Source organism: Agriterribacter sp., assembly GCF_035445465.1.
In the GTDB taxonomy this organism is placed as follows: Bacteria; Bacteroidota; Bacteroidia; order Chitinophagales; family Chitinophagaceae; genus Agriterribacter.
Genome location: NZ_DAOMQT010000046.1, coordinates 1 through 14,406, shown reverse-complemented (window position 1 = coordinate 14,406; position 14,406 = coordinate 1). Strand labels below are relative to the sequence as shown.

Here is a 14,406-nt window from a genome sequence, read left to right as displayed (position 1 = left end):
ACCCCCTGTATGTTGAATTGTATTATAGCAGAAGATGAACAGCAAAGCATTGATATACTAAGCGGAATGCTTAACGAGCTGTTCGGTGATGATGTGCATATAATAACCTCATGTAAAACGGTTGAAACAGCAATTGTTGCCATTCGGGAGCATAAGCCTGAGCTGCTTTTCCTGGATGTACAGATAGGGAATCAAACAGGTTTTGACCTGCTGCGGCAACTGAAAATGAAAGATATTAAAGTGATTTTTATTACCGCCTTCGAAAAATACGCCATACAGGCTTTTAAATTCAGTGCTATAGACTACCTGCTGAAACCAATTTCCACAGCCGATCTGCATCGTGCCGTATCAAAAGTGCTGAGTTTGCAATATGAAACCGATGGGCATAAAAAAATAGAAACCCTGCTGAAAAACATTTACAATAAAGACCGGCAAAAGTTATGCATACCCGACATGAATGGGTTTAATATTGTAGAGGTCAGCGATATTATACGCTGTGAGGCAAATATCAACTATACAACTATTTATATTAATAAAGCCAACCCGATAACCGTGGCTAAAAGCCTGAAAGAATTTGAAAAAATGCTGAGTGATTTCAATTTCTTCCGTGTGCACAATTCACATCTTGTAAATCTCAATTATATTAAAAGCTATAATAAAAGCAAAGGCGGGTATGTGGAATTAGCCAATGGAGAGCAGATTGAAATATCTGTAAGGCGGAAAGACGAGTTTATTAAGACAATAACCAGGTTATGATTGTAATAACGTAATACTGTAGGAATTTGAGATTTGAGATCTAAAATTTGAAATGGCTTACACAGAAGTGCTATCAGGTGTCAGTAGCCAGATACAGTAGCCAGCAACTATCCCGTTTAATGCCCCCACCAAACAACGACAATGCTTTGTGCATAAGCCCGGACTTCGGAGGCAGCTTATTTTTTTGTATATTTCACATTATGAAAACAATAATCATCACCGGTGCAAATGGAAACCTGGGTGCTGTTACCGTTAAAAAATTCCTGGAAAATGATTACCGGGTAATTGCCGTTGCCCGTTCCGGAAGCAAATTAGGATTTGCAAAAGATAATAAAAACTTTGAGCTACACCAGATAGATCTGGCAGATGAAAATGCCGCTCTTCTTTTTATCAAAGAAGCGATCAGTTTATATGGCAGCATTGAAGGCGCCTTATTTTTAGCAGGCGGGTTTGCTATGAGCAGCATAGCAGATACTACAGGCACTGACCTGAAAAAAATGTTCGCGCTTAATTTTGAAACTGCTTACCATATTTCACGCATCCTGTTTCAGCACATGTTACAAAACGGATATGGCAGGTTGGTATTCATCGGCTCAAAACCTGTATTTCAACCAGAGCATGCAAAAAGATCGGTTGCCTATACCCTTTCCAAATCTTTATTATTCAATTTCGCCAATATACTCAATGCAGAAGCCAAAGGTAAGAACGTAACCGCCTCTGTTGTAGTGCCCAGCACCATTGATACTGCGCCTAACCGCCAAAGCATGCCCGAGGCCGACTGGAGCAAATGGGTAAAGCCGGAACAAATTGCCGGCATACTTGAATTTATATGCAGCGATAAAGGACTTTCTTTGCGCGAACCCCTATACAAGGTTTATAATGATGCATAAGGCCAAATTTGAAGCCGGGAATCCGAAATCCGGAGAGAAGCACCAAAAGACAAATAACAAGAACCAAATAGATACAGATGGTTCGTGCTTACCATGACAGGCAAATATTAAATCCGAAGCCTGAAACCCTACATCCGAAGACAAATGCAACCATAAACGATAAACCACAAATTAAAAAATCCGAAGCGATTCAACCTCAATATTAAAAAACCTGTCCCCTACCTTGTAACCTGCAACCTGTAACTTCCTCACCTCTCGCCACCCTAACTCACCCCCGCCCCCGGCTCTATCTCTTCTTCGGTATTTACAAAATGCAGTTTGCCGTTTTTATCCTCCGCCATTAAGATCATTCCATTGCTTTCTATACCACGCATTTTGCGGGGTGCCAGGTTAGCAACAACCACTACCTGCCTGCCAACAAGCTCTTCGGGTTTGAAATGTAAAGCTATGCCCGACACAATAGTACGTTTCTCGGAACCGAGGTCTATTTCCAGCTTTAACAGCTTGTCTGCTTTTTCTACTTTTTCGGCAGATAATATCTTACCTGTTTTCAGGTCTAATTTCGCAAAATCATCATAAACGATTTCGGGCTTAAGTTGCGGCCCGGGCTGCTGAGCGGCGTCATTTTCTTTCAACGCTTTTTTCTCTGTACCCTGCGGGGCAGAACCTGTAACCGCGTTAGTCCTCAGCTTTTCTACCTGCGCCGCTATTTCGCTATCCTCAATTTTTCTGAACAGCAGCTCAGGCGCACGTAAAGTATAGCCAACGCTTAACAACTTAAAGCTGCCCGCGTTTTTCCAGTCTAACATTTTTTCTACCACCTTCAGCATATGTAACATTTTTGCAGCCGTGTTGGGCAAAAACGGGTTGATGAGAATGGCAAGATTGGCGGTGAGCTGCAGGCTCAGGTGAATACAGTTATCTATTTGCTGCTGCCCGTTTTCCACGCCCGCTTTCTTCCAGGGCTCTTTTTTCTGAAGATACTGGTTGCCCTTTCTGCTCAGGTCAATGATCTCGTACAAAGCTTCCCTGAACCGGTATTCTTCAATAGACTGTGTAACTTTTGCTTTGGCAGATTGAATATCTTCCATCAACTGCTTATCATCCGCATCAATAACAGCATTATGAAAAACAGGTACTTTGCCGCCGCATAATTTATGCATCAGCACCAGCGACCGGTTTACAAAATTGCCAAAAATGGCTACCAGTTCACTGTTGTTCCTGTCCTGGAAATCTTTCCAGGTAAAATCATTGTCCTTGGTTTCAGGAGCGTTAGCGCATAGCACATACCGTAATACATCTTCGCATCCCGGAAAATCTTCGAGGTATTCATTCACCCATACCGCCCAGTTACGGCTGGTAGAAACCTTTTCGCCTTCAATATTTAAAAATTCATTGGCGGGTACATTATCAGGCAATACAAAACCACCATGCGCTTTGAGCATGGCAGGAAAAATGATGCAGTGAAACACGATATTGTCCTTACCGATAAAATGTACCAGCTTGGTATCCTCTTTACACCAGTAATCCGCCCATTGATCCGTTAATAATTCTTTAGTAGCGCTGATATAGCCAATAGGAGCATCAAACCATACATACAACACCTTACCTTCCGCACCTGGCAATGGAACTTTAATACCCCAGTTGCTGTCGCGCGTCATAGCACGGCTCTGTAATCCATTGTCTAACCAGCTTTTACACTGGCCATACACGTTATTCTTCCATTCTTTATGATCCTCCAGCACCCACTGCTTCAGCCATGTTTCATAATTTTGCAGGGGGAAATACCAGTGTTTGGTTAATTTTTTTACCGGCACAGCATCACTCAAAGTGCTCCGCGGATTGATGAGCTGCTCCGGGCTGAGCGATGACCCGCATTTCTCGCACTGATCGCCGTATGCATTAGCATTACCGCACACAGGGCAGGTGCCGGTAATATAACGGTCGGCTAAAAAAACCTTAGTTTTTTCATCATAATACTGTTCCGTTTCTTTTTCTTCAAACAAGCCGTCATCATATAATTTCTTAAAAAAATCCGATGCTGTTTTATGATGAACCGGACTGGATGTGCGGGAATAGATATCGAAGGAAATACCCATCTTTTGCAAGCTATCCTTAATGATAGCATGGTATTTATCAACGATCTGCTGCGGGCTCACCCCTTCCTTCATGGCCCTGATAGTAATAGGAACGCCATGCTCATCACTGCCACCCACAAATTTAATATCCCGCTGCTGCGCCCGCTGGTAACGTACGTAAACATCCGCTGGTATATAACAACCCGCCAGATGCCCGATATGCAAAGGGCCATTGGCATAGGGCAGTGCCGCCGTAACCAGTATTCTTTTATAATCTCTCATAGTATGTAAAAAGGAATGCAAAAGTAATTCAATATGGCGACATGATTATCCCGGAATTTCAATACATTTACGGTCTCCTGCAGAACTTATTTATTCTTCACTTTAAAAAGGATTTTTTATGAAAAGTATTCATTTTAATCTCCGCAAAGCAGCAGTACTTGCAACAATAAGCTTTTGTCTCTTCGCTTTTAAAGCAAATGCCCAGGATGAAACAAAAACAGTTTCAGGCGAAGTGCTTGACATGGCCTGCTATATGGCTAAGGGTGCGCACGGTGAAAAGCATAAGGGATGTGCTGCCGCCTGTATAAAGGATGGCGCCCCGATGGGCTTGCTCACCAGCGATGGTAAAATATATTTGCTGGTGGAAAACCATAATAAAAAAGAGGTGTATGCCAAAATAAAAGACCGTGCCGGTGAAAAAATTACAGTTACGGGTACTGCTTCAGTAAAAGGTGGCCTGCAGGGCCTGGTTGTGGAAGAGCTAAAAGAAAAGAGCTGATTTATTGCCTGTTGCCCGGTCATTATATGAATTTACGGTGTTGTTGGTGTAGTAATTGACTTTGTAAATTGGCTGCATCAACAACATTTTCTGTTACTTTGAAAGATGAATCGAAAACATTTCCTTTCTTCCCTGTTTACAACCGGTATTTCAGTTAAAGCTTTAGCAGCCACCCTCCATAACCCGGATCCATCTATACGTATTCCCCAGCACCTTAAGCCCGGGGATGCGGTGGCCATTACTGCTCCTGCAGGACATATTACCGTTGAAGAACTGCAGCCCGCAATAAAGCAGATAGAAAGCTGGGGGCTGAAAATACGGCTGGGTGATACGATTGGTAAAAAGGATTTCAGCTTTGGCGGAACAGACGCGGAACGTGCGGCCGATTTTCAGCGGATGCTGGATGATCCTGCTGTTAAAGCTATCATGTGTGCCAGGGGCGGCTATGGCTCAATCAGGATCATAGACCAGCTTAATTTTTCAAAATTCCTTATCAAACCCAAATGGATCATCGGCTTCAGCGATATTACCGTAATGCATTGTCACATCGGCAGCAATTACAAAGTGGCTACCATTCATTCAAAAATGTGCAACAGTTTCCCTGAAGACTGGAGTAAAGCCGAACCTTTGCAGCGGGACACGATCCTATCTATAAAAGACGCTTTAACGGGTGTAAAAATGAAATACAATGCTTTGCCGCATGAAAAAAACAGGCACGGCATTATCGAAGGCACACTAACAGGGGGGAATTTAAAAATCATTGAAAACCTTGCGGGGTCAAAATCTGAAATTAAAACCGCGGGTAAGATCTTATTCGTGGAAGATACGGGCGAATATCTTTACAGCATTGACAGAATGTTCTGGAACCTCCAACGCACCGGGAAGCTGTCGCAACTGAAAGCTCTTATTATCGGAGGATTTAGAATAAAGCCCGATGACCCGGGAGAAGAATTTGGAAGAACTTTATACGACATAGTATGGGAAAAAGTAAAAACATATAACTATCCTGTATGCTTTGATTTTCCCGTAGGGCATCAGAGAAATAATTATGCGCTGAAATGCGGGGTATTGCACCGGCTCAGCGTTACTGCCAACGGGGTGGAATTACTGGAAGTGTGAGAGAGAAGTGATAAGTGGTAAGTGGTAAGTGGTAAGTAAAATACAGGATTATAAAAAAATTAATAGCGCTCAATAAATGATAAAAATACCTCCTTACCTGAAAAAAGGCGATACGATCGGCATTACCTGTCCGGCGGGTTATATGGCGGCTGAAAAAGTGCAGACATGTGTGGAAGCCTTGCAGCAATGGGGTTATAAAGTTATAGCCGGGAATACCGTAGGCGGCAAATCAACCACTTATTTTTCGGGCACCGATGGGGAAAGGCTAACAGAGCTGCAGCAAATGCTGGATAATGAAAACATAGCCGCCATCTTATGCGGACGCGGTGGTTATGGCATGGGCCGTATTGTGGAACAGATTGATTTTAAAAAATTCAAAAGGCATCCCAAATGGATCATCGGCTTCAGTGATATTACCATTTTGCATACCCACATCCATACCCATTACGGTATTTCCACGCTGCACGCACCTATGGCAGCCGCTTTTAATGAGGAGGGCTACAAAAATGAATATGTACAATCCTTAAAAAAAACTTTAGCGGGCAAAAGAACAAAATATACCTGCAACGCATACGAGCTAAACAGAAAAGGTAAAGCCTCGGGAACATTAATAGGAGGTAACCTTTCCCTGCTGGCACATGTAACAGGCACATCTTCTGACATAAAAACTAAAGGAAAAATATTATTTATAGAAGAGGTAGGAGAATATTTGTACAGCGCCGACCGTATGCTGTATCAATTAAAGCGCAGCGGGAAATTAGATAAGCTTGCAGGATTGATCATAGGGGGATTTACAGAAATGAAGGATACGAAAAGGCCTTTTGGAAAAACGATCTATGAAATTATTGCCGATGTGGTAAAAACATACAATTATCCGGTTTGCATGGGCTTCCCGGTAGGTCACGGTAAAGAAAATTATGCGCTTAAAGTAGGGGCGGTTTATCATTTGAACGTTACACCCAAAAAAGTAATGCTGGAAGAAACCCGGTAACCATACCCATCTGAATGAAAAGCAGGCACTAAAAAAGGGCCGCTCAAATATGCTTTTGGCAGCCCCTGTATTTAACCGTCCAATAGGGTAAACTTATTGTTTAATGAGCTTTGCAGTAATAACGGAACCATCTTCTGCTTGCACAGCAATAATATAAATACCTTTTTGCCATCCTGCCGTTTCAGTTATAATAATATTGTTATTGCCTTTGCTCACATTTACCGGCTTTACCAACCGCAGTTGCCCACTGAAATTAAAAACCTTAAGGGCAGCCATCCCTTTTTGCGAAGCATAATAACGAATATTAACCTGGCTGGTGAATGGATTGGGTGAAGCTGCAATATGGCTGAGTGCGATAGCATTGAACCTGATCATTTTTATTTCGCTGTAATTTTCCCTGCCATCTGGTTCAACCGCTTTAATACGGTAATATACCAATGCCGGCGGGTTAGCAGATATCGCATCATCCGCATACTGATAGTTAGCACGCTCCTGCTGTTCCATCCTGACGGCAGCGGTAAAATCTTTTCCATTGTAGCTGCGTTGTACCTCAAACAAGGTTCCCTTATCATATTGCACCAACCAGTTTAATACGGGTGTATTACCCGAAAGCTTTACAGAGAAGTCCTGCCACTCCACAGGTAGTATGATCAAAGAAGATTCCTGGTAGCAGGGGTAAGCAGAAGCTGTTAAGGTGTCGGGCGCTGCAAACGGGGCGTACATGGCATTGGGATATACCGTGCCCCATTGCTCATCAAATATCCGGGTAGTGCTGGTGCGGTTTACCGTATATACTTTCAGCGTGTCAGTAGTATAACCGTTTACGCCTATCGTTCCGCCCCCTGTGGTTTTACCCGTTAAGTACATAAAGCCATTTCCTTTAATAGTGCCATAGTTAATAAACCTTACGGCTTTTATAATTCCCTGGTCTAAGCTTATAATAGTTCCGCTATTATTCGTAAGCACGGATGCTTTTTGCTCGTTGGAGGCCCAAAATAGCCCGCTGTTATATATTGTACTTGTATTAACCGTAATTTCCTTTCCGGAAACCATCCTGCAGGTATTGGTAATAGTGGCGTTGCTGTTAGTGGTAATGCCTTTTTTAGCATACCAATATCCTTCATTTTGCAACTGCCCGCCATTCATGGTAAAACCCTCACTGATTAAGATATTATTCCTGTTTAAAATGGTAGCGCCATTATTGATATCAAACTTTCCGCTTATAGCTACATCGCCATAATTAGCAAAACTGCTGCCGTTTACATTAAATACAACGGAACCTGTAAAGTTGATCGTTGCATGCTTTGCGTTGGTCCATACCTGTATGCTGCCATTCATTTCGGTATTGCCATTAATGGTAATTATGCCATAATTTTCCAGCCCAAAACCAGCTTCAGTTTTTAAAGCAGGCAGCATAGCTGTTCCATATACTATGTATTTACTCCTATAGCCTTTGACTGATGAAGGCTTAAAAGTTGCGCCGGCAGCTATTGTTACTTTTCCACCCTGCTGCTCGTCAATGAGCTTTCCGGTAAACGTTCCCTGGCTCACGTACAGGCTATCACCAGTTTGTAAGGTATATGTATGGGAACTGCCATTGTCAATATAGATAGTTTGTGCATAAGCTAATGAAAAAGAGAAGGATAGAAAAACTGTAAAAAAAACAAGGGTAAAATTTCGTTTCATTTTATAGGGTTTAAGGTCTTGCTAAGTGATGTTAAATAATCACCTATCTATTTATGGTGAAATCATTTATCAGCAATTAAATGTTTACACTTAGCTGATGCAAATATAATAGTAGATTTACCATACAAACAAGGTTAATCTACTAATTTGACTTTTGTTAAATGACTGATAATCAATATATAAGATACAAAAAGAAGGAGGAATAGCACTAAGGCTTTGAAGCGATGCCAGGTACGAAACTGGGAATTTATAATACAAAGAGGAACCAGCGTTCAGCGATAATTCCCGGGATAGTCAAAAAACCAGAACTGTTTTTCGGATTGCCGAAAATCCTGCCACCGCGATATATTGGTTTTTATTGCGAAAATGCCACAGGTGGGCATATTATCAACCCTGATCTCATCAGTAAGCTGATTCACCAGATCGGTAATGCCGGGGTTATGGGAGCAGATAGCAAGATGATAAAACTGGTTGGGCGTTTCTTCTATTACATCGTAAAATGCATCAGGTGTAGGGAGGTATAATGTTGCTTCCAGCCTTATACTACCGGAAGGTATTTCATAGGCTTCAGCAAAAAAACCGGCTGTTTTGGTGGTTCTTTTGGCAGGGCTGGAAATAAAGGAGTCGAGAGGAATTTTTTTTTCTAACAGGTGTCTTGCCATTTCGGGAGCGTCTTTTTTACCTCTTTCGTTCAGCGGACGGTCGAAATCGCGCACAGACGCATTATCCCAACTGCTTTTAGCATGACGGATGAATAAGACAGATCTCATCTCTTCTCAAACATTTAGGAGAAACGGCAATTAACGGTTAACAGTTACGAATAATAGAATTTCAAAAGGGTACTTCAATCTATAAAAACAACATAGGAAATGCAGGATCTAAAAACGGGTGCAAAAAAGCATTTCAATGTTTAAACAAAAACCAAGCCAACAATTCGTTAATACCCCCTGATATTCTTTCCTTCCATGAAATTTATGAACGCTTTATTCACAACCCTGTTCCCGCCGGGGGTAGGATAGTTGCCGGTAAAGTACCAGTCGCCGGTATTTGTTGGGCATGATTCATGAAGGTCTTCTATGGTCTGGTATATTACATCAACCGGTATGCTAACATCCGGAGGCGTAATAAGTTGTGCTATTTTTTTAGATATATCTTCGGCGGTAAAAGGCTTATAAACCCCCCGCACCACATTTTCAGTGTGTAACTGGTTGTTCCGTTCAAGCTCCCTGCATTTGTTGTATAAATCCTGTAGTATATAGTCTGATTTTTGCTCCCTAATCAGCAGGATAGCGGCCTGAAAAGCAATAAAATCATTCATTTTGCTCATATCAATACCATAACAGTCGGGATACCTGATCTGAGGGGCCGAGGAAACAATGATAATTCTTTTGGGTTCAAGCCTCGACAACATTTTTATAATGCTTTCCCTGAGGGTTGTTCCGCGAACTATAGAATCATCAATTACCACTACCGTATCTTCTCCTTTCCGTATTGATCCGTAGGTGATATCATAAACATGCTGCACCAATTCGTTACGACTAACATCTTCGGTAATGAAAGTGCGCATTTTTACGTCTTTGTTAGCAATTTTTTCTACCCTGATACGCCGGTTGATCATTTCAGCAAGCTTTTCTTCATCGTAATCCTTTCCCCAGGAGGTTATCCGCTGTACTTTAATTTTATTCAGGTAATCCTCCATGCCCTTCAGTAACCCATAAAAAGCCACTTCCGCGGTATTGGGAATAAATGAAAAAACCGTGTTTTTAAGATCATGATCAATCGCTTTAAGCACATGGTTGCTTAAATGGTTCCCCAGGGCCGTTCTTTCCCTGTAAATTTTTTTATCGTTTCCCCTTGAAAAATAGATCCGCTCAAAGCTGCAGGCTTTCCGTTCTTTAGGTTCAATGATCTGCTCAATCTGGTAACTTCCGTCTGCCCTAACAATTAAGGCATGGCCGGGCATAAGCTCCTTCACTTCATTTTCCCCAACATTAAACGTAGTACGGATAGCAGCACGTTCTGAAGCCGCCACTATAACATCATCTGTTATATAATAATAGGAAGGGCGTATACCGTGGGCGTCACGCAAAACAAAACTATCGCCGTTACCTATCAAGCCACCCACATGGTATCCTCCGTCAAAAAGGCTGGCCGATTTTTTTAAAACATTTACAATATCAAGCCTTTCAGGATGCTGCTCATCTTCCTTAACCAAAAAATGATGAACAACCTCCATCATCGCAGCCAGGTCGCTTTGCTTTTGAAATACGCCGGGTTCAATATTTACCAAAGCAAACAGCTCTTCTGTATTTACAAGATTAAAATTACCCGCTAATGCAAGGTTGAGTGCCGGGATGGTATGGCATTTAATAAAGGGATGGCAAAATTCAACATTGTTCCTGCCCTGTGTGCCATACCGCAAATGACCAAGCAGCAACTCCCCCAGGAACCGCACATTCCCTTTCATCAATCCCGGGTGCTTTTTCAATTCCGGCTGATATTTTTCCAGCCCGGCAATTTCTTCCGACACCTGCCGGAACAGGTCGGCAATAGCCATGGTTTCGATACTGCGGATGCGATGCATGAACGGATAGCCCGGTTCTGTGTCAAGTTTTACTGTAGCTATCCCGGCGCCATCCTGCCCCCGGTTATGTTGCTTTTCCATAAGCAGGTACAGCTTGTTCAAGCCGTACATTACTGTACCATACTGCTGCAGGTAATATGAAAAAGGTTTCCTAAGTCTAATAAATGCGAGTCCGCATTCATGTTTTACAGGATCACTCATGAAGAATTTTAAAAAGAAGCCGCAAAGGTACATTGTTTACTTCAACAAAAAATGCCTGCGGAATGTTCCTCAGGCAAAGCGGTTATTTTTCATAGGTTTCCCCTGCGGGCTATTGACTGTTCCGCTTTGATAATAGCTGGTCCAAAATTTTGCGCTGGCTTTCTACTTCCTGAACCTGGGCTTCCTGTTTTTTCTTATTATCCTCAAGATCGTTCTGGAAATCCCTGATCTTCTTTTCTAACGAAGCCTGGTCTTTTACCAGGTCATCGTATTTCTTTTGCGCTTTCTTCGTAATATCTTCCTGCGCCCGGATATCTCTTTCTAACCGCTCGGCTACTGTGTACGAAACAATATTGCTGTAAAAGCCATCTTCAGACAGCATATTGCTTTCAAAGGGTACTGGTGTTGCCTGGTTACCGGGCTTGCTGGCGAAAAAATAGACCAGGCTGGTTTCTTTATCTTTCCTGCTCTTTCTTTCTACTTTTATATAAAGATCGCTGCGTTCACCGGCAATGCTCCGGTCGTCAACATCCTTAAATTCCATCCACCCTTTGTTTGTTTTGGCTTTGTACCCCAATTTGAGCATTTTATTTTTTATGGCCTGCTCCACAACATCCGGGGCATCGCTTACCTCCATTGATTTTACCGTTCTTTTCGTTTTATTAAACTCCACAACCGCCTCACCAACCTGTGCAGATACGCTTATGCTGCATATTATACATACCCAAAGCGCTATAAAATATCTTTTCATACAAAAGTTTGTTTGTAAGTAGAGACTATATATAACAGAAAAAAGGTTGCATTCATAAAAAATTTCAGCAAAGGCAATCCGTCAACCCGGGTTACAGCATATTTCCTTCCCTTCCTTCCCGGACGTAAAATGAGTAAGCTATACTCCTAACCGGTAATTGATTATTCAAAAGGGTTTGTGGTGAAAATGCTTATTCCGCTTATCTTTACTGCACTCATTTTTTTTGTTTAAACATTTTTGTTGTTGGCGGGCATTAAACAATTAGCAGGACAAACGTTATGGTATGGAGTAAGCAGCATTATTCCCAGGCTCCTGACTTATATCCTAACTCCTTATTTAACCCTGAAACTAAGCGGCGCCAATTATGGAGATATGACCCTGGTATATGCGGCCATCCCTTTCCTGAATATAGTATACACTTACGGACTTGAAACAGGCTTTTTCCGTTTCATTCAAAAAGAAGAGCACAAGAAAGACCTGTATAATACAGCCAGCATATCGCTTATTACCAGCACCGTCCTGTTTACAGCCATTCTTTTATTATTTACCGGGCCCATATCCCGCATTATAAGGGTGGAAGAGCATCCCGAATATGTAACGCTCTTTATTTTAATTGTGGCTTTCGACAGCCTCTCTACTATTCCGTTTGCCAGGCTGCGGCAGGACGGTCGTCCTTTAAAATATGCTTTTATACGCATCACCGGCGTACTTATTTATATAGGCACATTATACTTTTTTCTTTCTGTTTGCCCTTCCTTAGCCCTGAAAGATCCCAACAGCGTATTTGCGCTGCTGAGCAGTGAAAATCTGGGCATTACTTTGGTGATCCTGGCAAACCTTATACAATCTGTGTTTACATTGATAATGCTTTGGCAGGAACTGAAAGCAATCCGCTGGCGGTTCAATATCCGGCAGTGGAAAGAGCTGATGATCTATTCGCTTCCCATGCTCATCGTAGGATTCGGGGGGATGATCAACGAAACGCTGGACCGGCTGATGCTGGGCTGGTGGGGGGTGTCGGCTACAGGCGACATAAAAGTTGAAATCGGAACATATGGCGCCTGTTATAAGCTGGCGATACTGATAACAGTTTTCATCCAGGCCTTTCGCATGGGTGCCGAGCCTTTTTTCTTCAAGCAGGCTATGACCGAAAATCCCCAACGGGTATATGCAAGAGTAATGAAATTTTTTGTGATCGTTATTTGTGTGATGTTCCTTTTTGTTGTGCTGTACTTAGATGCCTGGAAATATTTTATACAGAACCCTGTTTTTTGGGAAGGGCTGAAAATTGTGCCTGTACTTTTATTGGCCAATATGTTCCTGGGCATTTATTATAACCTGTCTGTCTGGTATAAAATAACCAATAAGGTGTCGTCCGGGGCGTGGATAACCATCGGCGGCGCCCTGGTAACCATAACCATCAACTACCTTTTTATTCCGCGCTATGGCTATATGGCCAGCGCATGGGCCACTTTTTTCTGTTACGGCAGCATGATGATAGCCTGCTATATATGGGGGCAAAAAGAATATCCCGTTCCCTATGCCTGGAAAAAGCTCTGCGCCTATATAGTAATTGTGGTTGTATTGTTTTACCTGCACAGACTGCTTACACACCTGTGGCCGCACATGATCTTTAATTATACGCTGGCCACGGTTATACTGGGCGCCTTCCTGCTTTTTGTGCTGCGGATAGAAAAAAATGAATTTAAAAAACTTCCTGTAGTGGGCAGGTTTTTAAAATAAAAAACATGTACCTCTACATAAAGGCACTTCATATTATTTTTATAGTCACCTGGTTTAGCGGTATGTTTTATATAGTACGGTTATTTATTTATAATACGGAAGCCTCAGAAAAAACGGAGCCGGCCAAAAGCATACTCCATGACCAGTACCGCATTATGATCAAAAGGTTATGGATGGGTATTACCTGGCCATCAGGTATACTTACCCTCATTTTCGGATCATGGATGTGGTATATGCTGGGCGCCCTGCCGGGCTGGCTGATCATTAAGCTTTGTTTTGTACTCGGGCTGTTTTGCTATCACTTTTCCCTGCAACACATTTATACGCAGCAAATGAAAGGTGTTTTCCGCTGGTCATCGCAGCAATTAAGAATATGGAATGAAGTAGCTACCATTTTCTTGGTGGCTATTGTAATGCTGGTATCTGTAAAACAAAATATGAGCTGGGCATGGGGACTGCTCGGATTAGCAGGCTTCGTAATTATTTTAATGAGCGCAATTAAAATATACAGGAGGCTGAGGGAGAATAACGGGAGGAAATAAATCCGAAGACAAATGCACTACAAAGCACCAAATCACAAAAAAACAAGAACCAAACCTGTCCGCCGGGGCGGATAAATCTCAAATCCGAAGGATAAAATACCAAATCCGAAACGAATGCAACTATAAACCACAAATCATCAAAATTCGAAGCCGGAAATCTTAAATTCGAAGCGAAATACAACTACAAACCACAAATAATAAACAATAAGCCCGGATTGCAACGAATTTCCCCTGTGCGTGCCTAAAATAGGTTGACATTTTTATAAATGTTCAAAAAGATCGAG

General features: G+C 42.2%; 12 protein-coding genes. 7 read left to right on the top strand and 5 right to left on the bottom strand.

The window, feature by feature from the left end; all coding sequences use genetic code 11:
• Positions 1-9: 9 nt before the first annotated feature.
• Together PLE34_RS17170 and PLE34_RS17165 are read left to right on the top strand one after the other, a co-directional pair.
• Positions 10-756, top strand: a complete 747-nt coding sequence (locus tag PLE34_RS17170; protein WP_324558959.1) for a LytR/AlgR family response regulator transcription factor — start codon at positions 10-12, stop codon at positions 754-756.
• Positions 757-956: 200 nt separating this feature from the next.
• Complete coding sequence (locus PLE34_RS17165) at positions 957-1,646, top strand: SDR family NAD(P)-dependent oxidoreductase (protein WP_324558957.1); 690 nt, start codon at positions 957-959, stop codon at positions 1,644-1,646.
• A 263-nt stretch (positions 1,647-1,909) separates the two neighbouring features.
• On the opposite strand, the gene metG is transcribed toward PLE34_RS17165, so the two are convergent.
• Positions 1,910-4,006: a methionine--tRNA ligase gene (gene metG / locus PLE34_RS17160; RefSeq protein WP_324558956.1), complete on the bottom strand. Its 2,097-nt coding sequence runs from the start codon at positions 4,004-4,006 to the stop codon at positions 1,910-1,912.
• 118 nt (positions 4,007-4,124) lie between these two features.
• Between metG and PLE34_RS17155 the strand changes: the two genes are divergently transcribed.
• The 3 genes from PLE34_RS17155 (at position 4,125) to PLE34_RS17145 (ending at position 6,615) form a co-directional block, all read left to right on the top strand.
• Positions 4,125-4,505: a hypothetical protein gene (locus tag PLE34_RS17155; protein WP_324558954.1), complete on the top strand. Its 381-nt coding sequence runs from the start codon at positions 4,125-4,127 to the stop codon at positions 4,503-4,505.
• A 105-nt stretch (positions 4,506-4,610) separates the two neighbouring features.
• On the top strand, positions 4,611-5,624 hold the full coding sequence (locus PLE34_RS17150) for a S66 peptidase family protein (RefSeq protein WP_324558952.1): 1,014 nt from the start codon (positions 4,611-4,613) through the stop codon (positions 5,622-5,624).
• Positions 5,625-5,700: 76 nt separating this feature from the next.
• Entirely contained in the window at positions 5,701-6,615 is a 915-nt protein-coding gene (locus PLE34_RS17145) for a S66 peptidase family protein (RefSeq protein ID WP_324558950.1), read from the top strand.
• 93 nt (positions 6,616-6,708) lie between these two features.
• Here the strand turns inward: PLE34_RS17145 and PLE34_RS17140 are convergent, their stop codons facing one another.
• The 4 genes from PLE34_RS17140 to PLE34_RS17125 all read right to left on the bottom strand — a co-directional run bounded on the left by PLE34_RS17140 (position 6,709) and on the right by PLE34_RS17125 (position 11,837).
• Complete coding sequence (locus PLE34_RS17140; RefSeq protein ID WP_324558948.1) at positions 6,709-8,301, bottom strand: T9SS type A sorting domain-containing protein; 1,593 nt, start codon at positions 8,299-8,301, stop codon at positions 6,709-6,711.
• 272 nt (positions 8,302-8,573) lie between these two features.
• Positions 8,574-9,071, bottom strand: coding sequence for a SixA phosphatase family protein (locus PLE34_RS17135; RefSeq protein ID WP_324558946.1), 498 nt, complete (start codon positions 9,069-9,071; stop codon positions 8,574-8,576).
• Between the two features lie 167 nt (positions 9,072-9,238).
• The gene (locus PLE34_RS17130; RefSeq protein ID WP_324558944.1) at positions 9,239-11,086 is read right to left on the bottom strand and encodes an amidophosphoribosyltransferase; all 1,848 of its coding nucleotides are present in this window, start codon (positions 11,084-11,086) and stop codon (positions 9,239-9,241) included.
• Positions 11,087-11,195: 109 nt separating this feature from the next.
• Positions 11,196-11,837, bottom strand: coding sequence for a hypothetical protein (locus tag PLE34_RS17125; RefSeq protein WP_324558942.1), 642 nt, complete (start codon positions 11,835-11,837; stop codon positions 11,196-11,198).
• A gap of 243 nt (positions 11,838-12,080) precedes the next feature.
• Between PLE34_RS17125 and PLE34_RS17120 the strand changes: the two genes are divergently transcribed.
• Both PLE34_RS17120 and PLE34_RS17115 read left to right on the top strand, forming a co-directional pair.
• Complete coding sequence (locus tag PLE34_RS17120; protein ID WP_324558941.1) at positions 12,081-13,580, top strand: lipopolysaccharide biosynthesis protein; 1,500 nt, start codon at positions 12,081-12,083, stop codon at positions 13,578-13,580.
• A gap of 5 nt (positions 13,581-13,585) precedes the next feature.
• Positions 13,586-14,122, top strand: a complete 537-nt coding sequence (locus PLE34_RS17115) for a CopD family protein (RefSeq protein WP_324558939.1) — start codon at positions 13,586-13,588, stop codon at positions 14,120-14,122.
• Positions 14,123-14,406: the final 284 nt, after the last annotated feature.

Coding starts and splice junctions, on each gene's coding strand:
- PLE34_RS17115 (WP_324558939.1), top strand. CDS start 13,586: ATGTACCTCTACATAAAGGCACTTCATATTATTTTTATAGTCACCTGG.
- PLE34_RS17170 (WP_324558959.1), top strand. CDS start 10: ATGTTGAATTGTATTATAGCAGAAGATGAACAGCAAAGCATTGATATA.
- metG (WP_324558956.1), bottom strand. CDS start 4,006: ATGAGAGATTATAAAAGAATACTGGTTACGGCGGCACTGCCCTATGCC.
- PLE34_RS17130 (WP_324558944.1), bottom strand. CDS start 11,086: ATGAGTGATCCTGTAAAACATGAATGCGGACTCGCATTTATTAGACTT.
- PLE34_RS17140 (WP_324558948.1), bottom strand. CDS start 8,301: ATGAAACGAAATTTTACCCTTGTTTTTTTTACAGTTTTTCTATCCTTC.
- PLE34_RS17135 (WP_324558946.1), bottom strand. CDS start 9,071: ATGAGATCTGTCTTATTCATCCGTCATGCTAAAAGCAGTTGGGATAAT.
- PLE34_RS17165 (WP_324558957.1), top strand. CDS start 957: ATGAAAACAATAATCATCACCGGTGCAAATGGAAACCTGGGTGCTGTT.
- PLE34_RS17145 (WP_324558950.1), top strand. CDS start 5,701: ATGATAAAAATACCTCCTTACCTGAAAAAAGGCGATACGATCGGCATT.
- PLE34_RS17125 (WP_324558942.1), bottom strand. CDS start 11,837: ATGAAAAGATATTTTATAGCGCTTTGGGTATGTATAATATGCAGCATA.
- PLE34_RS17150 (WP_324558952.1), top strand. CDS start 4,611: ATGAATCGAAAACATTTCCTTTCTTCCCTGTTTACAACCGGTATTTCA.
- PLE34_RS17155 (WP_324558954.1), top strand. CDS start 4,125: ATGAAAAGTATTCATTTTAATCTCCGCAAAGCAGCAGTACTTGCAACA.